The organism is Faecalicatena orotica (assembly GCF_905197545.1).
In the GTDB taxonomy this organism is placed as follows: Bacteria; Bacillota; Clostridia; order Lachnospirales; family Lachnospiraceae; genus Faecalicatena_A; species Faecalicatena_A orotica.
In genome coordinates, this window is the sequence record NZ_CAJJZH010000002.1 from 503,488 (window position 1) to 524,536 (window position 21,049).

21 protein-coding genes and 1 tRNA gene are annotated in these 21,049 nt (G+C 45.8%); 18 read left to right on the forward strand and 4 right to left on the reverse strand.

Features of this window, described 5'->3' with window-relative positions:
* Positions 1-21 precede the first annotated feature (21 nt).
* A complete protein-coding gene (locus tag ABIN22_RS05850) occupies positions 22-456 on the forward strand; it encodes a hypothetical protein (RefSeq protein ID WP_118621400.1) in 435 nt (144 codons plus the stop codon).
* A 165-nt stretch (positions 457-621) separates the two neighbouring features.
* A complete protein-coding gene (locus ABIN22_RS05855; RefSeq protein ID WP_118621399.1) occupies positions 622-1,542 on the forward strand; it encodes an aldo/keto reductase in 921 nt (306 codons plus the stop codon).
* Between the two features lie 313 nt (positions 1,543-1,855).
* Here the strand turns inward: ABIN22_RS05855 and carB are convergent, their stop codons facing one another.
* Positions 1,856-5,080 (reverse strand): carbamoyl-phosphate synthase large subunit, encoded by a 3,225-nt coding sequence (gene carB / locus ABIN22_RS05860; RefSeq protein WP_346907290.1) that lies wholly within the window; start codon positions 5,078-5,080, stop codon positions 1,856-1,858.
* A 297-nt stretch (positions 5,081-5,377) separates the two neighbouring features.
* Here carB and ABIN22_RS05865 point away from each other — a divergent pair, with 297 nt between their 5' ends.
* Entirely contained in the window at positions 5,378-6,145 is a 768-nt protein-coding gene (locus ABIN22_RS05865; RefSeq protein WP_346907292.1) for a MerR family transcriptional regulator, read from the forward strand.
* A 58-nt stretch (positions 6,146-6,203) separates the two neighbouring features.
* On the opposite strand, the gene ABIN22_RS05870 is transcribed toward ABIN22_RS05865, so the two are convergent.
* Complete coding sequence (locus ABIN22_RS05870) at positions 6,204-6,815, reverse strand: 4Fe-4S binding protein (protein ID WP_346907294.1); 612 nt, start codon at positions 6,813-6,815, stop codon at positions 6,204-6,206.
* Positions 6,816-6,984: 169 nt separating this feature from the next.
* On the opposite strand from ABIN22_RS05870, the gene ABIN22_RS05875 reads away from it, so the two are divergent.
* The 3 genes from ABIN22_RS05875 to ABIN22_RS05885 all read left to right on the forward strand — a co-directional run bounded on the left by ABIN22_RS05875 (position 6,985) and on the right by ABIN22_RS05885 (position 10,081).
* On the forward strand, positions 6,985-7,653 hold the full coding sequence (locus ABIN22_RS05875; protein WP_346907296.1) for a Crp/Fnr family transcriptional regulator: 669 nt from the start codon (positions 6,985-6,987) through the stop codon (positions 7,651-7,653).
* A 100-nt stretch (positions 7,654-7,753) separates the two neighbouring features.
* Positions 7,754-8,554: a tyrosine-protein phosphatase gene (locus ABIN22_RS05880; protein WP_346907298.1), complete on the forward strand. Its 801-nt coding sequence runs from the start codon at positions 7,754-7,756 to the stop codon at positions 8,552-8,554.
* Positions 8,555-8,671: 117 nt separating this feature from the next.
* Positions 8,672-10,081, forward strand: a complete 1,410-nt coding sequence (locus ABIN22_RS05885) for an amidophosphoribosyltransferase (RefSeq protein ID WP_109730158.1) — start codon at positions 8,672-8,674, stop codon at positions 10,079-10,081.
* 79 nt (positions 10,082-10,160) lie between these two features.
* Here ABIN22_RS05885 and ABIN22_RS05890 read toward each other — a convergent pair whose 3' ends face one another.
* Positions 10,161-10,478 (reverse strand): DUF6465 family protein, encoded by a 318-nt coding sequence (locus ABIN22_RS05890; protein ID WP_346907300.1) that lies wholly within the window; start codon positions 10,476-10,478, stop codon positions 10,161-10,163.
* 247 nt (positions 10,479-10,725) lie between these two features.
* Here ABIN22_RS05890 and ABIN22_RS05895 point away from each other — a divergent pair, with 247 nt between their 5' ends.
* Entirely contained in the window at positions 10,726-12,867 is a 2,142-nt protein-coding gene (locus ABIN22_RS05895; protein ID WP_346907302.1) for a sensor domain-containing diguanylate cyclase, read from the forward strand.
* 35 nt (positions 12,868-12,902) lie between these two features.
* On the opposite strand, the gene ABIN22_RS05900 is transcribed toward ABIN22_RS05895, so the two are convergent.
* A complete protein-coding gene (locus ABIN22_RS05900; RefSeq protein ID WP_346907304.1) occupies positions 12,903-13,139 on the reverse strand; it encodes a hypothetical protein in 237 nt (78 codons plus the stop codon).
* Positions 13,140-13,345: 206 nt separating this feature from the next.
* On the opposite strand from ABIN22_RS05900, the gene ABIN22_RS05905 reads away from it, so the two are divergent.
* From ABIN22_RS05905 to ABIN22_RS05955, 11 genes are all read left to right on the forward strand, one after another.
* Positions 13,346-13,416, forward strand: a tRNA-Gly gene (locus ABIN22_RS05905).
* A gap of 105 nt (positions 13,417-13,521) precedes the next feature.
* The gene (locus tag ABIN22_RS05910; RefSeq protein ID WP_346907306.1) at positions 13,522-14,124 is read left to right on the forward strand and encodes a flavin reductase; all 603 of its coding nucleotides are present in this window, start codon (positions 13,522-13,524) and stop codon (positions 14,122-14,124) included.
* Between the two features lie 240 nt (positions 14,125-14,364).
* On the forward strand, positions 14,365-14,994 hold the full coding sequence (locus ABIN22_RS05915) for a YesL family protein (RefSeq protein WP_118621392.1): 630 nt from the start codon (positions 14,365-14,367) through the stop codon (positions 14,992-14,994).
* Between the two features lie 18 nt (positions 14,995-15,012).
* Entirely contained in the window at positions 15,013-15,522 is a 510-nt protein-coding gene (locus ABIN22_RS05920; RefSeq protein WP_346907308.1) for a hypothetical protein, read from the forward strand.
* A gap of 32 nt (positions 15,523-15,554) precedes the next feature.
* Positions 15,555-16,136: a xanthine phosphoribosyltransferase gene (locus ABIN22_RS05925; RefSeq protein ID WP_118621390.1), complete on the forward strand. Its 582-nt coding sequence runs from the start codon at positions 15,555-15,557 to the stop codon at positions 16,134-16,136.
* Positions 16,137-16,173: 37 nt separating this feature from the next.
* Positions 16,174-16,347: a hypothetical protein gene (locus ABIN22_RS05930; RefSeq protein ID WP_181368593.1), complete on the forward strand. Its 174-nt coding sequence runs from the start codon at positions 16,174-16,176 to the stop codon at positions 16,345-16,347.
* Between the two features lie 37 nt (positions 16,348-16,384).
* On the forward strand, positions 16,385-17,020 hold the full coding sequence (locus ABIN22_RS05935) for an HAD family hydrolase (RefSeq protein ID WP_346907508.1): 636 nt from the start codon (positions 16,385-16,387) through the stop codon (positions 17,018-17,020).
* The gene (locus ABIN22_RS05940) at positions 17,014-17,718 is read left to right on the forward strand and encodes a 3'-5' exonuclease (RefSeq protein WP_346907311.1); all 705 of its coding nucleotides are present in this window, start codon (positions 17,014-17,016) and stop codon (positions 17,716-17,718) included. Before ABIN22_RS05935 ends, ABIN22_RS05940 begins: the two co-directional genes overlap by 7 nt.
* A 128-nt stretch (positions 17,719-17,846) precedes the next feature.
* Entirely contained in the window at positions 17,847-19,190 is a 1,344-nt protein-coding gene (locus ABIN22_RS05945) for an ABC transporter substrate-binding protein (RefSeq protein WP_109730167.1), read from the forward strand.
* A gap of 75 nt (positions 19,191-19,265) precedes the next feature.
* Complete coding sequence (locus ABIN22_RS05950) at positions 19,266-20,108, forward strand: carbohydrate ABC transporter permease (protein ID WP_346907313.1); 843 nt, start codon at positions 19,266-19,268, stop codon at positions 20,106-20,108.
* Entirely contained in the window at positions 20,108-20,947 is an 840-nt protein-coding gene (locus ABIN22_RS05955; RefSeq protein WP_109730169.1) for a carbohydrate ABC transporter permease, read from the forward strand. The genes ABIN22_RS05950 and ABIN22_RS05955 overlap by 1 nt, the downstream gene beginning before the upstream one ends.
* Positions 20,948-21,049: the final 102 nt, after the last annotated feature.

Sequence of the window (21,049 nt, forward strand, 5' to 3'; positions counted from 1 at the left end):
AAATGAAAGAAGGTATTATGTGTGGGAGAACAGACGGTAAAACTATTGAATGAATGCAGCAAAGGCTGTAAAATGGGGATCGACAGCATCGAACAGGTCAGGAAGTTCATCACGGAAGATGCAGAACTGGAGAAAGTAATCGGGCATTATGATGAAAAATACAAGAGGCTGGACGAAGAAACCGCACAGCAGCTCCGTAAATACGGGGAACCCGAAAAAGAACCACCCATAATGGCGGAAGCCTTTTCCTGGATGACGACAGAGATGAAACTTATGGTCAAGGGTAACCGCAGAGAGGTGGCAAAACTTATGATAGATGGCTGCAGCATGGGAATCAAATCAATTAGCGAGGCCCTCAACAGCAATACGGAGGCGGAAGAACCGGCGAAGTCCATAGCAAAAAAATTAGTCAAAGCCCTTGAAGATTTCATGAAGGATATGAAGCCGTTTTTGTAGCTTCGTCTCTGATTTCCCTGAAAGCTCTTGACGAAGCTATTTTGGTAAGCATATAATAATAGAAACGAAAACCCAACATGCCACTTTATCAAGCGGACTACGTTGGGTCTTTTCCTTATTTTGATACTATAATGAAGTCGATTATTATGCAGGAGGATACAAGAGATGAAGAGAATGACATTGGGAACCAGCAGCCTGGAAGTTCCGGTAATCGCGGCGGGATGCATGAGAATTAATGCTCTGGATGAGGAAGATCTGGAGAATTATATCAATAAATGCATGGAACTTGGCATGAACTTCTTTGAACATGCAGATATTTACGGCAGCGGAAAATGTGAGACGCTGTTCGCAGAAGCATTTGAACGCACCGAGTTCAGACGCGAGGATATTATCCTCCAGTCCAAATGTGGAATCGTACCCGGTGTTATGTATGACTTTTCTAAGGAACATATTATTAAATCCGTAGAAAACAGCCTGAAAAGACTGAACACAGATTTTCTGGATGTTCTGGTGCTCCACCGCCCGGATGCCCTTGTGGAGCCTGAAGAGGTTGCGGAAGCATTTGACCTTTTAAACGCATCCGGAAAGGTCAGAAACTTTGGTGTATCGAATCACAAGCCGATGCAGATAGAATTGCTGAAGAAGTATGTCAAGCAGGACATCGTAACGGACCAGCTTCAGATGAGTATTCCATTTTCTAATATGATTGCCAGCGGGCTGGAAGTGAACATGCTGACAGACGGGGCAGTAGACCGTGACGGCAGTGTTCTGGACTACTGCAGGCTGAAAGATATGACGATTCAGGCATGGTCACCATTCCAGTATGGGTTCTTTGAAGGCGTGTTTATTGGCAGCAGCAAGTATCCGGAACTGAATCAGCAGCTGGAGGATCTGGCTGAGCGTTATGATGCCACACCAACTACAATAGCAACAGCATGGATACTAAGACATCCGGCCCATGTTCAGATGATCGCAGGGACAACCAACCTGAACAGGCTGGAAGAGATCGCACAGGGAAGCGAAATAAACCTGACGCGGGAAGAGTGGTATCAGATTTATTTGAGTGCGGGGCATATACTGCCTTAGGTTTCGAATAGAGTCCGCCCGGCGTAACCGGGGAAGGGGCTTATGGGAGTGCGGGTTTTGATGAAAAGCAGCCCTAGATGAAAATGAGCGGGAAATGAAGGCACCGCCGGCATGCGAGTAAACGCTGGATGCGTTTACTCTGTAGGCCGGCTTGAAATCAGGCTTTGTAAGCCTGATTTCAGCCTTCATTTCCCGCTCGTTTTCATTTAGGGCTGCTTTTCATCAAAACCCGCATTCCCATAAGCCCCTTCCCCGGTTACTCCGGGCTGCTTTATTCGAATCGGAAGGTAGTGACTCAAATGAGAAATGATTCCTATTTATCTGTGATTTCGCTGTGCAGTTCCTGTAAGGATTTTACATCCCCGTTGCCGTGTTCTTTCACGTACTTGATTCCTTTGGCTGTGGCTCTTGCGGCTGCCATTGTGGTCATGTAAGGGATTTTTCCTTTGATTGCTGCTTTTCTTAAGTAACTGTCATCGTGGGCGCTGTCTTTTCCTACCGGTGTGTTGACGATGAGGTCTATCTTTCCGTTGGTGATCAGGTCCAGGATGTTTGGTCTGCCTTCGTAGAGTTTCTTTACTTTCTCAGCTTCGATTCCGTTTTCACGGATCAGGTCGTAGGTCGTTCCTGTCGCTACAATTTTAAATCCGTCTTCAGCAAAGCTTTTTGCGATCTCTACAACTTCTGGTTTGTCCTTGCGGCTTACGGAGATCAGTACAGTTCCTGACAGCGGGAGTTTTGTCTGGGTTGCTTCCTGAGCCTTGTAGAAGGCTTCACCGTAGGAGGCAGAGAGTCCTAACACTTCTCCTGTGGAGCGCATTTCAGGTCCGAGTACCGGGTCTACTTCCTGGAACATGTTGAACGGGAACACGGCCTCTTTGACACCGTAGTTCGGGATGTTCTGTTCCTTTAATGACGGCACCGGAGACGGTCTTCCTGTAATTTCGGAAGTGATAATGTCGGTAGCGAGCGGCACCATGCGGATGTTGCAGACCTTGGATACAAGCGGCACGGTTCTGGATGCACGTGGGTTAGCCTCCAGTACATATACTTTTCCATTCTCGATTGCGTACTGCATGTTCATGAGGCCCTTGACATGCATTTCTTCTGCAATTTTTCTTGTATATTCTTTGATCGTTTTTACATTTTCCTCTGAAATGTGTACAGAAGGGATGATACATGCGGAGTCACCGGAGTGTACGCCGGCAAGCTCGATATGCTCCATAACTGCAGGAACGAATGCATGTGTTCCGTCACTGATTGCATCCGCTTCACACTCCATTGCATGATTCAGGAAACGGTCGATCAGGATCGGGCGGTCAGGTGTAACGCCTACCGCAGCCTGCATGTAGTTGGACATACTTTCATCATCATATACCACTTCCATTCCACGTCCGCCTAATACATAGGACGGGCGAACCATAACCGGGTAGCCGATTTCCTTTGCGATATTGATTGCTTCGTCTACGTTAACAGCCATTCCGGATTCCGGCATCGGGATTTCCAGTTTTTCCATCATTGCACGGAACAGGTCACGGTCTTCTGCAAGGTCGATGACAGACGGTGCGGTTCCCAGAATCTTCACGCCGTTCTTTTCCAGGTCTGCGGCAAGGTTCAGTGGTGTCTGCCCGCCAAACTGCGCGATGACACCGACCGGTTTTTCTTTCTTATAGATACTTAAGACGTCTTCCAGAGTCAGAGGCTCGAAGTAAAGCTTGTCTGAGGTATCGTAGTCTGTGGAAACTGTTTCTGGGTTGCAGTTTACGATAATCGTCTCAAAGCCAAGTTTCTTTAATGCAAGTGATGCATGTACACAGCAGTAATCGAACTCGATTCCCTGTCCGATACGGTTTGGACCTCCGCCCAGAATCATGATCTTCGGCTTGTCTTCGTTTACCGGGTTTTTATCTTCTGCATTGTAGGTGGAGTAGTAGTAAGCACTGTCCGGCGTGCCGCTAACGTGAACGCCTTCCCATGCCTCTTCCACGCCGATCTCAATGCGGCGGTTTCTGATATCATCTTCCGGAATCTCCAGAATCTGGCTTAAATATTTATCGGAGAATCCGTCTTTCTTTGCAGAAGCCAGCAGTTCATCTGAAGGGAGGTGTCCTTTTTCTTTTGCGACAGCTTCCTCTTCCTCAACCAGTTCTTTCATCTGTGTAATGAACCATTCCTTCACTTTTGTGATCCCGTGGATTTCTTCCACAGATGCACCCTTACGGAGTGCCTCATACATAATGAAATGGCGCTCGCTGGATGGCGTGATCAGGAGATGGAGGAGTTCTTCTTTTGTTTTGGAAGCGAAGTCTTTTGCATAGCCAAGTCCGTAACGTCCGGTTTCCAGACTGCGGATTGCTTTCTGGAAAGCTTCTTTATATGTCTTTCCGATGCTCATAACTTCACCGACTGCACGCATCTGTGTCCCGAGTTTGTCATCGACGCCTTTGAACTTTTCAAATGCCCAGCGTGCGAATTTGATGACTACATAATCTCCGTCAGGAACGTACTTATCCAGAGTACCGTATTTGCCGCACGGGATATCTTTTAAGGTCAGTCCGGTAGCAAGCATAGCGGAGACAAGTGCGATTGGGAAACCAGTTGCTTTGGAAGCAAGGGCGGAGGAACGTGAGGTTCTCGGGTTAATTTCAATGACGATGATTCTGTCGCTCACCGGATCGTGTGCAAACTGTACGTTTGTACCGCCGATTACCTGTACGGATTCCACGATCTTGTAGGCCTGTTCCTGAAGACGTTTCTGGCACTCTTCAGAGATTGTCAGCATCGGCGCGGAACAGAAGGAATCACCGGTATGCACACCGAGCGGGTCGATGTTTTCGATGAAGCAGACGGTGATCATGTTGTTATCTTTGTCGCGGACAATCTCAAGCTCCAGCTCTTCCCAGCCAAGGATCGATTCTTCCACCAGTACTTGTCCGACAAGGCTGGCCTGGAGACCGCGTGCACATACGGTCCTTAATTCATCCCTGTTATAAACAAGTCCGCCGCCGGCGCCGCCCATCGTGTATGCAGGGCGCAGAACAACCGGGTATCCAAGCTCGTCAGCGATTGCAAGTGCTTCCTCAACGGTATAGGCAACTTCGCTTCTTGCCATCTCGATGCCGAGTTCATTCATGGCTTTTTTAAATTCGATACGGTCCTCCCCGCGTTCAATGGCATCTACCTGAACACCGATAACCTCCACATCGTATTTTTCCAGAATACCTGCTGAAGCAAGCTCCGAACATAAATTCAGTCCGGACTGGCCGCCAAGGTTCGGGAGCAGCGCGTCAGGACGTTCCTTTGCGATAATCTGTTCCAGTCTCTCCACATTCAGCGGTTCGATGTAGGTAACATCTGCTGTTTCCGGGTCCGTCATAATGGTCGCGGGATTGGAGTTCACCAAAACGATTTCATAACCTAAATTTCTGAGTGCCTTACAAGCCTGGGTGCCGGAGTAGTCAAACTCACATGCCTGCCCGATGATGATCGGGCCTGACCCGATGATAAGTACTTTGTGGATGTCTGTTCTCTGTGACATACTTTGTCCTCCTATTTATTTTAAATTTATGAATTGGCATAACCTGTCAAATAACATTATAGTAGACAAGGGCAGTGGAAGTAAAGAAAATTATCGCGAAGATGAGCGTATATTGTAAAAAAATGTCTAAATATGAAAAGCATATAAAGGCCTGTAATAATTCTTAATAAGCAGATATAATAAATATAGAAGAAACAGGATCACTTATCCTGAAATACAAAATAAAAATATAAATCCCCACTTGACTTTGACGCTGCGTCAACTGGTATATTCGAATTACGGCAGGAGGTAAGACTTATGGAATACAGTATCAGACAGGTATCGGAAATCGCGGGTATCAGTGCACGTACCCTGCGTTACTACGACAGCATCGGATTATTGAAGCCGGCAGGAGTCCGGGAATCGGGATACCGTTACTACGGGGAGCGGGAACTGGAGCTGCTGCAGCAGATTTTATTTTACCGTGAACGCGGGCTTAAGCTGGAACAGATTGCGGAGATTCTGTATGGTGACGATTTTAATATTATGGACGCCCTCCATGAACATCTTGAGGAGCTTGAAAAAGAGCAGCTCAGGATCAACAGTATGATAACTGCCGTGAAGAAGACGATCTCGTCAATGAAGGGAGAAATTACGATGAGCAATCAGGAAAAATTCGAAGCATTCAAAAGGGATGCTGTTATGAAAAACGAGGAGGCTTATGGTCAGGAGATCAGAAGCAGATACGGGGAAGCAGAAGTGGATGGATCAAATCAGAAACTGTTGAATATGACAGAAGAGGAATATGAAGACTTTCGGAGGCTGGAAAAAGAGATTTGTGAAAGTTTGAATGTAGCCGTACGTACCGGGGAAGAACCAGAGAGTGAAGCAGGAAAAAGAATTGCCGGGCTTCATAAGGAATGGCTGTGTATGACCTGGAAGAAATATTCCGTACAGGCACATATTGGTGTGGTGCAGATGTACACGGCAGATGAACGGTTTACGAAATATTATGACAGTGACGTACCGGGCTGTGCAGGATTCTTAAAGGCAGCAGTTGAATACTGGGCCGCAAAATTGCCATAGGGTATGAAAAAGGGGATGCCTTCACATAAGAAGCGCATTCCCTTTTCGGGGTGTTTATTTATACATCGAGTATTTTTCCATCGGTAGTGAATGTGACAACCTGCCACGGGATCATTTTTTTACTGTTAATCAGCGCAGTTTTCACAGCCTGCTCAAGTCCGCCGCAGCAGGGGACTTCCATGCGTGCGACGGTGACACTCTGAAAATGGTTATGGGTCAGGATTTCGGTCAGTTTTTCTGCATAATCCACCGCGTCAAGTTTCGGACAGCCCACCAGTGTGATTTTCCCGCGCATGAAAGCTTTGTGGAAGTTTGCATAAGCGTAGGCGGTGCAGTCGGCTGCGATCAGAAGCTTCGCATCTTCAAAATAAGGGGCTGTGACAGGGGCAAGCCTGATCTGTACCGGCCATTGACGCAGCTGGCCATCCGTTTTTTCTTCCTGATGCTTTTTTACAGCATCGGCGTCATAGGCAGCGGCCTTGCGCTCTACAAAACTGATGGCATTGGCGGGGCAGACCGGAAGGCAGTCCCCCAGTCCGTCACAATAATCGTCCCTCATGAGACGGGCTTTGCCGTCAACCATTTCGATTGCACCTTCGTGACAGGCTTCGGCACACAGACCGCAGCCGTTACACTTTTCTTCGTTGATTTCTATAATTTTTCGTATCATTTTGAATCCTCCTGGTTTTCTACAAGCATTTCTACAAGCATTTCTACAAGCATTCATCCCCACAGTCTGATGCAGGACTTTGACTTAATATACGTATTGTACTATACTTTAAAATATAATCATGTTGTTAAAACAACGAAATTAGAAAAAGATTGTATAGGTGAAAAAAATGGATTATCAGTTTATTGCGGATACAGAATTATTTAAGGGCTGCACAAAGCAGGAGGCAGAAGAGATGCTGGGGTGCCTGGGGGCGCAGGAAAAATCTTTTCCGAAGGAGTACACCATCTTTCATGCGGGGCAGGCCATACACAAAATGGGACTGCTGCTGTCAGGCGGGATTCACATTGTGAGGACAGATGTGTGGGGGAACCAGAACATTATCGGGAATATAATGCCGGGGGAGGTGTTTGCGGAGACTTATGCCTGTATATCTGAAGAGCCGATGTTCGCGGATGTGATTGCGGTCAGGCCATCGGAAGTCTTGTTTCTGGATGTATGGAAGGTCATGAGTACGTGTGTTTCCTCGTGCAGACACCACCAGCGACTGATCAGGAATCTGGTGACGATCATGGCATCGAAGAATCTGAATCTGGCGCAGAAGATCAATCATATTACACCGAAGACGATCAGGGAGAGGCTTTTGTCCTATTTGTCACAGGAGGCCCTGCGTCAGGGTGGACAAAGTGTTGTGATACCGTTCAACCGGCAGCAGCTGGCCGATTATCTGTCAGTGGAACGAAGCGCCTTGTCGGCGGAACTGTCCAGAATGCAGAAGGATGGGCTGCTGACGTATAAGAAAAATCAGTTTAGACTGGAAACCCGGTCCGAAGAGTAACGCTTCTTGTACAACACGTGAAAACAGGCTATAATATAAAACAGAGTGTGCTTTTTTCAAAAAGCACGAAAAAAGTATGATGTAAAAACAGGAGGCAGGTATGGATTTAAAATCAATAGGCCTTACCGGTATCGGCAATGCCAGACAGCTCGGCGGCTATACCGGGGCGGATTCAAGGCGCATTAAAAAGGACGTACTGCTGCGCACGGGAAAACTGGCGGATGCTAAAGAAGGGGATCTGGACCGTCTGAAGAATGTATATCACCTGACGGAAGTGGTAGATTTCAGGACAACATTTGAGAGAGAGGCGGCGCCTGACCCTGAGATTGAGGGTGTGTGCAGCTACCACTTTGGTATTCTTGACGAATCAGCGAAAGAGAATCAGGGAATGGCGGCGGCTGCGGCAGGAGGTGCGTTTCCGCTGGAAAAGGTGATGGGGTTCATTACGGGCGGTGCGATGGAGAATATGTATGTAGATATTGCACTAAGCCCGGTATCACAGAAAGGATATTCTAACTTTTTTGAGGTCCTTCTCAATCATGGGGAGGGAGCCATTCTGTGGCATTGTACAGCAGGAAAAGACAGGGCAGGATTTGGCTCTGTGCTGATTTTATCTGCGCTGGGTGTAGACAGGGAAACAATTTTGGAAGACTACATACTTACGAACCAGTATTACCGCGAAAACATTGAGCAGTTAGAACAGTTTATCCGAAGCAAAGGGCTCCCAGAAGAGGCCGTAAAAGCGGCGAAGTCAATGGCCGGGGCAGAACAGGCATATCTGGAAAAAGCACTGGATACGATTGATAAAAACTACGGGTCGATGGATGCTTATCTGGAAAACCAGCTTGGGCTTTCTGTTGATAATAAACAAAAACTCCGGGATAAATATCTCGAAAAATGACAGACTGTTACTTTACGTCTGGAAGTTTAATGTGGTACACTGTATGCTGTCACGGGGTGTTACTGTGCAGCTCCGTACTGTACTGATGAAAATTTGTTTTGAGAAGGAGAATAAAACATGGGTGGTTTTTTTGGTGTGGCGTCTAAGACTAACTGTACATTAGAGCTTTTCTACGGCGTGGACTACCATTCTCATCTGGGAACCAGAAGAGGTGGAATGGCAACATTTGGAGAAGACGGATTTCAAAGAGCGATTCACAATATTGAGAACTCACCGTTCCGTACCAAGTTTGATAAAGATGTGGAAGAATTAAGTGGAAATTTAGGGATCGGCTGTATTTCCGATTATGAGCCGCAGCCGCTTTTAATCCAGTCACATCTTGGAAGTTTTGCAATTACAACGGTCGGTAAGATTAACAATATGGATGAACTGCTGGATAAGGTATATGAGAACGGACACACTCATTTCCAGGAGATGAGCGGCGGCCAGATTAACGCTACGGAACTGATTGCATCCCTGATCTGTAAAGCTGACACGATTACCGCCGGAATACAATATGTACAGAAGATTGTAGACGGGTCGATGACTCTGCTTCTGATGACGCCGGAAGGACTATATGCGGCCAGAGACAGGTATGGCAGAACTCCGCTTGTAGTTGGCAAAAAAGAGGACGCATACTGTGTTTCCTTCGAAAATTTCGCATACATTAATCTTGGATACAGTGATTATAAAGAACTGGGACCTTCTGAGATCGTATTTATCACACCGGACGGTGTTGAGACGGTAAGCCCTCCGGGAGAAGAGATGAAAATGTGTTCTTTCCTATGGGTATATTATGGTTATCCCACGTCTTCCTACGAAGGGGTCAATGTAGAGGAGATGCGCTACAAATGTGGAAGTATGCTTGCAAAGCGTGATGCCGGCAGTGTAACACCCGATGTTGTTGCCGGGGTGCCTGATTCCGGAATCGCCCATGCGATTGGTTATGCCAATGAATCAGGGATCCCCTATGCCCGCCCGTTTATTAAATATACACCAACCTGGCCCCGTTCTTTCATGCCGACCAACCAGAGCCAGAGAAATCTGATTGCAAAGATGAAGCTGATCCCGGTTCAGGCACTGATTGAAAATAAAAAACTGCTTCTCATTGATGATTCTATCGTAAGAGGAACCCAGTTAAGGGAGACGACGGAATTTCTTTACCAGAGCGGTGCAAAAGAAGTACATGTCCGTCCGGCATGCCCGCCGTTATTGTTTGGATGTAAATATTTGAATTTCTCCCGCTCTAAATCAGAACTGGACCTGATTACCAGAAGAATCATTGAAGAGCGTGAGGAGGAAGTAACACCTGAAATCCTGGCCGAGTATGCAGACCCATGCTGCAAGCGCTATGAGGAAATGGTGGAAGAAGTTCGCAGACGCCAGAATTTCACGAGCCTGCGCTATCACAGGCTGGATGACCTGGTGGAATCTATCGGGCTTCCGGCATGCAAGCTCTGTACGTACTGCTTTGACGGAAAAGAATAGGACCTGATTAAAATGGATATAAGGAAACTCCCGGCAGAACAGGCTCTGCGGGGAGTTTTTTGTGGGAAAAGAACACGGACTATGCTTCTACAAATCCGCTGATATCACCATATGTGTAGTAAGCCTTCCCCTCTTCAGGTTTCAGATATACACAAAGCTTTCCAGCAGCCGAAAGTTCGGTTCCTTCAGCTTTACATTTTTCCCTGATCTTTTCTATAATTTCCCTCTCCAGATATTCCTGATTCTGATATTGGATGAAGAAGTCTGTCTGCATGCAGGCCTTCGGATTGACAGATGGGGCCGGTTCAGATACTGGTACGGCAAGTGCTGCTCCAACACTGCCTGAGGTTAAGTCACTTTGTCTCTTCAGTTTTTTCTTATCGATTCTTTTGCTCATCTTTCACTACTCCCTTTTCTATTATGTCTTATGGAATTATAGTACTTTTATCCGGATAAGTCAAAGAAGCATTTGTCAAATTTCCATGAATCTGTATAGGAAATCGTGAAAAAATATAGTATAATAAAAAGAATATCAGAGCATAGCAGTATACGTCTGGAAAATGGCAGCTCTTTTACATGCTGAATAATTAATATGAGATGCCTTATGTTTTATGCAGGCGCGGAAGGATAAACAGGTGAATGATATGGTTGAAAAAGAAAAGATATATCCTCTGATTGTGGATGAAAGTGAAAATATAGCCTATATCTCTGATCCGGAAACATATGAAGTGATTTATCTGAATCAGGCTATGCGGGAAACTCTTGACCTGGCTCCGGGGGAAGATTATAAGGGCAGATATTGTTATGAACTCTTTCAGAACCGGAAAACCCCGTGCCCCTTTTGTACGAATGACCGCATAACAAAAGAGCGTTTTTATACATGGAAACATTATAATGAAAAACTGGGGAAATATTTTAAACTGCGTGATAAGCTTGTTGAGATCGACGGGAAGGATTACAGGCTGGAGATCTGCGTGGATATCACGGATAGTGAGGTACACAATAAAGATCTGGAGCGGCAGCTTTCTGCCGAGGAGACAGTTGTACAGTGTATTCATGCGCTTTCAGGGAATGAAGACATGGATGTGGCGATCCATAGTCTTCTGGAGATTATCGGGGGCTTTTACAGGGCAGAGCATGCATTTATCTATGAATGTAATTATTCTGAAAACACGGTGTCTAATACCTATGAATGGCACAGGAAAGACCTGATGCCCAGAAAGAAGAAACTCCAGAATATACCGATGGAGTATGTGTCCCAGTGGAAAGAGCATTTTGAGGAGGAAGAGGCGGTTTGTTTCCCCCAATACTGTGAAGAAGGGGAGGCCAAGCTGCCAGAGATACTTCAGAAGCTGGGCGTTAACAGGCATATGGCTGCGCCGATCTGGGAGGAGACTTCTGAAAGGTATGGGGGTGAAAAGAAGATTGCCGGATTTATCGGTGTGGATAACCCGACGAAGGATATCGAACAGGTCAGCCTGCTTCATTCGGTTGCATTCTTTGTGAGCAATGATATTTATAAACGCCGGATGATTTATAAACTGAAGGATTTAAGCCATGTCGATGCGCTGACAGGACTGGGAAACCGGAACAGTTATCTGGAGAAAATCGAGGACCTGAAAGCTGCACACTTAAAGTCACTTGGCGTAGTATTCGTGGATATCAATGGTTTAAAGTATGCAAACGACCATTTTGGCCATCCATATGGAGATGAGATGATTCGGAGCGTGGCACAGGGGATACGGCGGTATTTCCCAGAACATTCCTACCGGATCGGCGGGGATGAGTTTATTGCATTGTATATAGACGGGACGAAGGAAGAATTTGAGGAGTGTCTGGACGGCCTGAGAGATTATGCGGAGGATGAATGTATCTGCGATTTCTCTATGGGTGTTAATTTTGGCAGGGGAAACGTTAATATTGAGGAGCAGATTGGCTACAGCGACAGCATGATGTATGTGGAAAAGCAGGTCTATTACGGATCTGTACTGGACGGCAGGCGCCTGCAGCATAAAGCACTTGCCAGAAAACTGGTCCGTGACATCGAGGCGGGACGGTTTGAAATCTACCTCCAGCCGAAGATCAATCTGGAAACGGGCGCGATGGTCGGTGCAGAAGCACTGATGCGGCGTGAGGGCGAAGATGGAGAAATCCTTCTTCCGGATAAGTTTATTTCCCTTTACGAGACGGAAGGCGTGATCCAGTATCTGGACTGCTATGCCTTCGAAGAAGTGTGCAAGCTGCTTCAGGAATGGATAAAAAGCGGGGGCACCCCGGTTCCGGTATCTGTTAATTTCTCACGGCTCAGCCTGATGGGAAGCCGCGTTGTGAACAGGCTTGCTGAGATCAGGGAACGGTATGAAGTACCGCCTGAACTGCTCGTGATCGAAGTGACAGAGAGTGTCAGCCAGATGGAACCCAGAGCTTTAAAGGGGCTGATGGAAGATTTTGAAAAGTACAAGTTTGTTGTATCACTTGATGACTATGGCTACCAGTACTCGAATCTTGCGATCCTTATTAATATGAATTTTGTGGAGCTGAAGCTGGATAAAAGTCTGGTGGATGATCTGAAAAGTAATCCAAAGGCAAGGATTGTGGTAGAGAATTCGATTGATATGTGCAGGAGACTGAATCAGGTAATATCCACGGCAGAAGGTATTGAAAATGAAGACCAGCTAAATATCCTGAAAGAATTTCATTGTGATGTAGGGCAGGGGTACTTTTTTTCAGAACCGCTGCCCCGGGAAGTTTTTCTTGAGAAATTCGGTGGACACCACGTATTTTAGAGAAATACCGGGTGTCCTGCAAAACAGGGCATGATTCAGACGTTCATCTGCTGAATCATCTTCATAAGCTCAATATCCTCTTCCTTTAACTTAATATTAGAGCTGTAATGTTTCCCCTCGGGAGATGTTACAGCTATTTCTATAATTGTGCCTTCCACAAGGGCATCCTGTGCAACCGCCTGCACAAACATTGGAAATTTAGGATGGTTACTGCGGAACTGGTCGATGCTGCTTTTGAACTTCTGGAGCATGGCAATCTGGTTCAGATTCATCTCGGTAACTCCTCTCTGATATATATTTCTGTTCAGGCTTCTGAACAGTTATAAATATAAAACAATTTTCAGGGATTGGCAAGAGGGAAGGCGCGGCACAGGCTGAAAAGTGCATGGTAAAAAATAAGAAAAAATAAAAAAAATTTAATTTAGGTATTGCAATATAAAAAAAGGTATGGTATGATATCACTCGTGTCAGAGATGACGCGGGTGTAGTTCAATGGTAGAACACTAGCCTTCCAAGCTAGATACGTGGGTTCGATTCCCATCACCCGCTTACAAAGAACAGTCGGAATAATCCGGCTGTTTTTTTGTACCCTTCTATGATATACTTGCTTTATACAGTTTAAAAGAATAGAAAGAATATAGAGGAGGACATCATATGAATCAGGCGGCAATGTTTAAGCTGACGTACGGCTTATTTGTACTGACGGCAAAAGACGGGGAAAAGGACAACGGATGTATTATCAATACGGCGATGCAGGTGACGGCGGAGCCGAACAGGATCATTATTGTAGTAAACAAGCAGAACTATACGCACGACATGATTATGAAGACGAAGGAATTCAATGTTTCCATGATCGATACAGAGGCTGATTTTGAGCTCTTTAAACATTTCGGCTTCCAGAGCGGGAGAGATGTTGACAAGATGGCAGATTTCGCCTTTTCACGTGCAGCGAACGGGATCGCTTATCCGGACCATATGGTGAACGGATATATTTCAGGAAAAGTAATTTCTGAAACAGATCTGGGAAGCCATACGATGTTCCTTGCAGATGTTACAGATGCGGAAGTATTGTCAGATGCCGAATCGGTAACATATACTTATTACCACAAGAATATCAAGCCGGCTCCGCAGCCGGTGAAGAAAAAGGGGTGGATCTGCAAGATCTGCGGATATGTATATGAGGGGGAAGAACTTCCGGCCGATTTTATATGTCCAATCTGCAAGCACCCGGCCTCCGATTTTGAGCCAATACAATAGGAATAAAAGGTAATAGCCGCCCGGCCCTTAAATCTTATGATTTACAGGCAGAGCGGCTATCAGTATCTAGATAAAAAATTTCTTGAAATGTGTGTTGTGTCCTTTGGCCTTTTCAAGTATAATTGTTTTATGTTTCAAAATCCGGCGTGATTCGACAAGGTGTGCCGGAATTCCATTTTGTCTAAATTACGGACAGATATGGAAACAGAAAGTATAGTACAGCAAGAAAAGAGGAGTAACATGAATTGGACAGATAATGTAGTAATGCGGGCTTTGGGCAGACTTTGTGATTTTATGCTGCTGAATATTCTCTGGGTCGTATGTTCCATCCCGCTTGTGACGATAGGGGCGTCAACCACGGCACTTTATACGGTGATGCTGAAGGTCGTAAAGAATGAAGAAGGTTATATTGTAAAAGGGTTTCTGGGGGCTTTTAAAGAGAACTTTAAAAAGAGTACGCTTATCTGGCTGATTCTGGCCGTACTCGGTATTATAATCGGAATTGACTCCAGAGTGGCTGCGGGAATGTCGTCTACGATGAGGACCGTGTTCCAGAGTATTTTTATTATATTCAGCATTGTATGGCTCTGCGTAGTAATCTATGTGTTCCCGCTGACTGCCCGTTACGAGAACTCGATTCGGAATACATTTAAGAACGCCCTGATACTTTCAGTGGCAAAACTGCCTTATACACTGCTTATGCTCGTGATAACGGCGGGGCCTGTGATTCTGACATTTCTGAATACAAGTACCCTGATGATAGGGATTGCGCTTTGGATCGTGATAGGGGTGTCACTGGTCACATGGCTGAATTCTTATCTTCTGCGCAAGGTCTTTGAGATCTTCCATAAGGATGAAGAAGAAAATTAAAAGAGAGGTTATTTTATCATGGGGAACAGAGAAAAGAAATTTAAGATGCAGATGACGAAAGATTCACTGTATGATTTTATGCTGCACCACTCCTATTCGGGATTAACCGGAATTTTTTCCATTGTTTTTTCCATTGCATTTTTGATAGCAGGGGTGGTGATGTATGCGGTTGGGAGAATCAGTATAAGCTGGATGATTGCACTGATCGTAATTGCCGCTGCAATGGCTTTTTCCACGCCGTTTCAGCTGAGGACTGATGCGGCAAGGCAGATGAGGAATAATCAGATTTACCGCGAGCCTGTTACATTTTCTGTCTCAGACCGGGGGATTGCCGTGATACAGAACAAGAATAAAAAGTTTTTCACATGGAAAGAGATCAGGAAAGTACGGATTACGAAAAAGGCCGCCGGGTTTTATTATGAGAGGCAGTATGCCCTTGTTATGACAAGGAAGGCATTTGATGAGCAGGGCCTTTTGGAGATTGTACAGGCCAACATGCCGGAAAAGGATATTAAGATATTAAAGTAAAGCAGGGATAAAGAACAAAAGGAGCCGCAGGGATGAATATTTTAGAGGAAAGAATTTTAAAAGACGGGATTGTGAAAGAAGGAAATGTACTGAAAGTCGACAGTTTCCTGAACCACCAGATGGACATCGATCTGTTTGACGAGATGGGAAAAGAGTTCAAGAGGCGTTTTGCGGATAAACCGATCAATAAGATTTTAACAATCGAGGCTTCGGGTATTGGCATCGCATGTGTCGTGGCACAGCATTTTCATGTTCCGGTTGTGTTTGCCAAGAAGGCAAAGAGCATCAATCTGGAAGGTGAGATGTACGTGGCTGAAGTAGAATCTTTTACACATAAATGTAAAAATAATGTGATTGTGGCGCAGAAGTTTCTGTCACCGGATGACCATGTACTGATTATCGATGACTTCCTTGCAAATGGATGTGCACTGCAGGGGCTGATCCAGATCGTGCAGTCAGCCGGTGCCACGGTGGAAGGAATCGGGATCGCAGTGGAAAAGGGCTTCCAGACAGGCGGGCGCAGTATCCGTAATCTGGGATTCCAGCTGGAATCTCTGGCGATTGTGGAGAGCATGGACGCGAAGACCGGAAAGATTGTTTTCAGAGAACAGTAATATACAGAATCAGACAAGCACGAAGGGAGAAGTCATTATGGCCAGTAAAAATCAGGAACTTATTCATATGCTTAAGGATGTAAAGAAATCTCTTGTTTCAAAGGACCTCCGCGGGGAAGAGCTGGAAGAAATGGAAACTGCAGTGGGGAAATTGGAAGCGGTTGTCACTTATATTAATGATTGTACAGGCAGAGGGATTTATTTTGAGTAATCAGTTTCAAACACCTATATATGGGCTTGTCTTCGATATGGACGGGCTCATTTTCAATTCCGAGAGAGTCGTCCAGCGCTCCTGGGATTATGCGGGTGAAGTGCTGGGGTATGAAAGGTTCGGCGAACATATTTATAATACGATCGGGTTCAATGTGAAGCGTAGGGAAGCGTATTTCCGGGAACATGTATGCCCGGACTTCCCGATGGACAGGTTTTCTGTCCTGACACGTGAAAAGTACCACCAGATCGTGGACGAGGAAGGGCTTGAGGTAAAACCGGGAGTAGAAGAGCTTTTGAGATTCGCGAAGGAAGAGGGGTATAAGGCCGCTCTTGCAACTTCTTCCAGAAAGGCCCATGCCTCAAGCCTGATGGCAGAGCACGGCCTTTTAAAGTATTTTGACGGTGCGGTTTACGGAGATATGGTTTCGGCCGGCAAACCAGACCCTGAGATTTACCAGAAGGCATGCGCCGAAATCGGTGTTTCCCCGGAGCATGCACTGGCACTGGAGGATGCTCCGTCGGGGATCCGTTCTGCTGTGGCTGCGGGAATGAGGGCTGTCATCATACCAGATCTGGTAGAGCCGGATCAGGAGATTCTGAACATGGCATGGCACCGGTATGATACGCTTTTGGATGTTCTTTCGCTGTTAAAGGAAGGAGAGACATGTTAAGGTCATATATCGCATTTGATTTGGAGACAACAGGGCTTCGTCCTGACCAGAATGAGATTATAGAGATCGGGGCGCTGAAAGTACGGGATGGCAGGGTACAGGATCGTTTCATGGAGTTTGCATGCCCGAAGGAGGAGATATCACCCGTGATCACGAATCTGACGGGAATTACGAATGGCATGGTATCCGGCGCAAGATGCAGTAAGGATGTGGTCCGGGATTTTCTGGAGTTTTGTGAGGAGGATATCCTGATCGGGCATAACGTGATCTTTGATTATAGTTTCGTGAAGGTCTGCGCGCTTTCCCAAGGGCTTACTTTTGAAAGAGAAGGAATTGACACACTGAAGATTGCCCGCAAGGTGCATAAGGATATGGAGTCCAAAAGCCTTGGAAGCCTGTGTGACTATTACCATATCGACAATCAGGCTGCACACCGGGCGTATCATGACGCACTGGCTACGGCGAAGCTTTACCAGACGCTGGCGCACTATTTCGAGGAGAAGGAGCCGAAGCTGTTTCAGCCGGTAACCCTGAATTATAAACTGAAAAAGGAGACGGCCGCAACACCCAAGCAGATCGGATTCCTGAAACGCCTCATCCGCAACAATGGCGTAACTCTGGAATGGGATCCGGAGACGATTACGAAAAGTGAGGCATCTAGAATCATCGATGATATATTAAATGGCGGGCGGAAATAAGAGTTCAGAAACAGGTTCATGGAAATTGAACATGTTTCTGAATTTTTTATTATATCCTGATTTGATGAATTTTCTTATAATGAACTCAACAGATACAACATAGGTTTTATCAAAAGGAGGAAGAAACTATGAAAAAGAAAAGATTGATTGCAGTTCTGTTGACAGCGGCAATGGCAGCGGGCCTTGTTGCAGGATGCGGAAGTAAAGGCGGGGAGGAGAAAGCCAAAACAGATGATAAGGGCGGCGGAAGCGGAAAGGTGTATTATCTGAACTTCAAGCCGGAGCAGGCAGACCAGTGGGTTGACCTCGCGAAGCAATATACGGATGAAACCGGGGTACAGGTAGATGTACAGACAGCAGCTTCAGGAACATACGAGTCACAGCTGAAATCTGAAATGGCCAAGGACGAAGCTCCTACGTTATTTCAGGTAAACGGTCCGGTAGGTCTGGCAACATGGAAAGACTACTGCTATGATCTTGCAGACAGCGATGTTTATAAAGATGTACAGAGTGATGATTATGTACTGAAGGAAGGCGATGAAGTCAAAGGAATCGCATATGTAATCGAGACTTACGGCATTATCTACAACAAAGCACTGCTGAATAAATATTTTGAACTGCCAGATGCGGAAGTGAAATCAATTGATGACCTCAACAGCTTTGATGCTCTTAAGAAAGTTGCAGACGGCATTCAGGCACATAAGGATGATCTGGGTGTAGAAGGCGCGTTTACATCAGCAGGAATGGATTCTTCCTCTGACTGGAGATTCAAGACTCATCTGGCTAACCTGCCGATTTATTACGAATATAAGGATGAAGGAATCACATCTACAGATGCGATTAAAGGAACATATCTGGATAACTACAAAAATATCTGGGATCTCTATATCACAGATTCAACATGTGAACCAAACCTGATTTCTTCTAAGACAGGTGATGATGCGGCATCTGAGTTTGCACTCGGTGAGGCTGTATTCTATCAGAATGGTACATGGGCTTATAATGATATTAAAGACAATGAAGTAGCAGATGAAGACCTTGGAATGCTTCCAATCTACATCGGTGCAAAAGGCGAGGAAGACCAGGGACTCTGTACAGGTTCTGAAAACTACTGGTGCGTGAACAAGAATGCATCCGAAGAAGATATTCAGGCAACTCTGGACTTTATGAAATGGGTAGTTGAGAGCGATGCAGGACGCGAAGCTCTGTCAACTGAGATGGGATTCGTAACACCGTTTACTACTTTTGATGATTACCTTCCATCCAATCCGCTTGTAGAAGCAAACGACGAGTACACAAAAGCAGGCAAAACACCTGTAAGCTGGAATTTCACAACAATGCCTTCCGAAAACTGGAAGAATAATGTGGGAAGCGCTCTTCTGGAATACGCACAGGGAACCGGAGAATGGGATGCAGTGAAGACAGCATTCGTTGACGGCTGGGCTGAAGAATACAAGGCAGCAAACGAGTAGATCTGAAGATATAGCATAGCAAAAAAAGCTCCGGCAGTTCTGGCGGAGCTTTTTATCTAAGTGAGGAGTGAGAAGATGGAAAAAGCGATAAAGAAATATTTTCCGGTGTTTGTACTTCCTACACTGATTGCATTTACAATTGGATTCATAGCCCCGTTTTTGCTGGGAATCTATTTATCTTTTTGTAAGTTTACAACGGTGACGGACGGAACATTTGTCGGTTTGAAGAACTATGTTAAGATACTGGATGACCCGACCTTTCTGCATTCGATGTGGTATACGGCGCTGTTCACGGTTGCATCCGTGCTGCTTATAAACGTGCTTGCTTTTGCGGTGGCGCTTCTTCTGACAAAAGGAATTAAGGGGACGAATATCTTCCGTACAGTCTTCTTTATGCCGAACCTGATCGGTGGTATCGTGCTCGGGTATATCTGGCAGCTGCTGCTGAACGGTATTCTGGCAAAGTTTGAGCGGACACTGACATATTCATCCGTCTACGGGTTCTGGGGGCTGGTAATCCTGATGTGCTGGCAGCAGGTCGGATACATGATGATTATTTACATTTCCGGTATCCAGAACATACCGGGGGAACTGATCGAGGCGGCCAAGATTGACGGCGCAAGCCCACGGCAGATTTTAAAGAGCGTTACAATTCCTATGGTTATGCCGTCGATAACGATCTGTACATTCCTGACGCTGACAAACGGATTCAAGCTCTTTGACCAGAACCTGGCACTGACGAACGGTGCTCCGTCCAAGATGTCTGAACTGCTCGCCCTGAATATCTATAATACATTCTATGGAAGGACCGGGTATGAAGGCGTCGGACAGGCGAAAGCCGTTATATTCTTCATCATTGTAGGTGTCATTGCAGTCTTACAGAATAAACTGACGAGGTCGAAGGAGGTGCAGCAGTAATGAATCCAAGAAAAACGAAACACGGATGGCTCTTGACACTGATATTTACAATCATCAGCCTGCTGTACTTATATCCGATCGCGCTGGTTATTCTCAATTCTTTTAAGAAGAAGGCATATATCAGTAAATTCCCGTTTAAGATCCCGACGGACAATATGTTTGTAGGTCTGGAGAACTATGTACGCGGTATCGAAAAAACTGGCCTGCTCGAGGCATTCGGCTGGAGTTTGTTTATCACAATCGGCTCGGTAGCTGTGATTATACTTTGCTGCTCAATGTGTGCATGGTATATCAGCAGAGTGCATACGAAGTTTACCAAGATCTTGTATCTGATGTGTCTGTTTGCGATGATCGTGCCGTTCCAGATGGAGATGTATACACTGTCCAAGATTGCAAACATGCTCAAACTGGGAAATCCTTGGGGGATTATTATTATCTATCTGGGATTCGGGGCGGGACTATCGGTCTTTATGTTTACCGGGTTTATGAAATCCATCCCGCTGGAGATCGAGGAAGCGGCAATGATGGACGGATGTACGCCGATCCAGACATTTTTCAGGATCGTTATGCCTGTCACGAAACCGACCTGTGTTACAGTCACCATCCTGCAGGCCATGTGGATCTGGAATGACTACCTTCTCCCGTCACTTGTACTGGATACAAGGAAGTATAAGACAATTCCGATTGCGGTGCAGTACTTAAAAGGAGGGTACGGCTCTGTAGATATGGGGGCAATGATGGGGACACTCGTACTGGCGATCGTGCCGATTATCATTTTCTACCTTGCCTGCCAGAAATATATCATTGAAGGCGTTGTCGCAGGGGCAGTGAAGGGCTAATAAGCTTGTAATCCTGAGTTATATGATTTACAATAAAAGGGACTCGTTAATATGGAAGCAGCAGTATTCTTCTGTCAGGTGTGGCAGAGGAATACTGCTGTT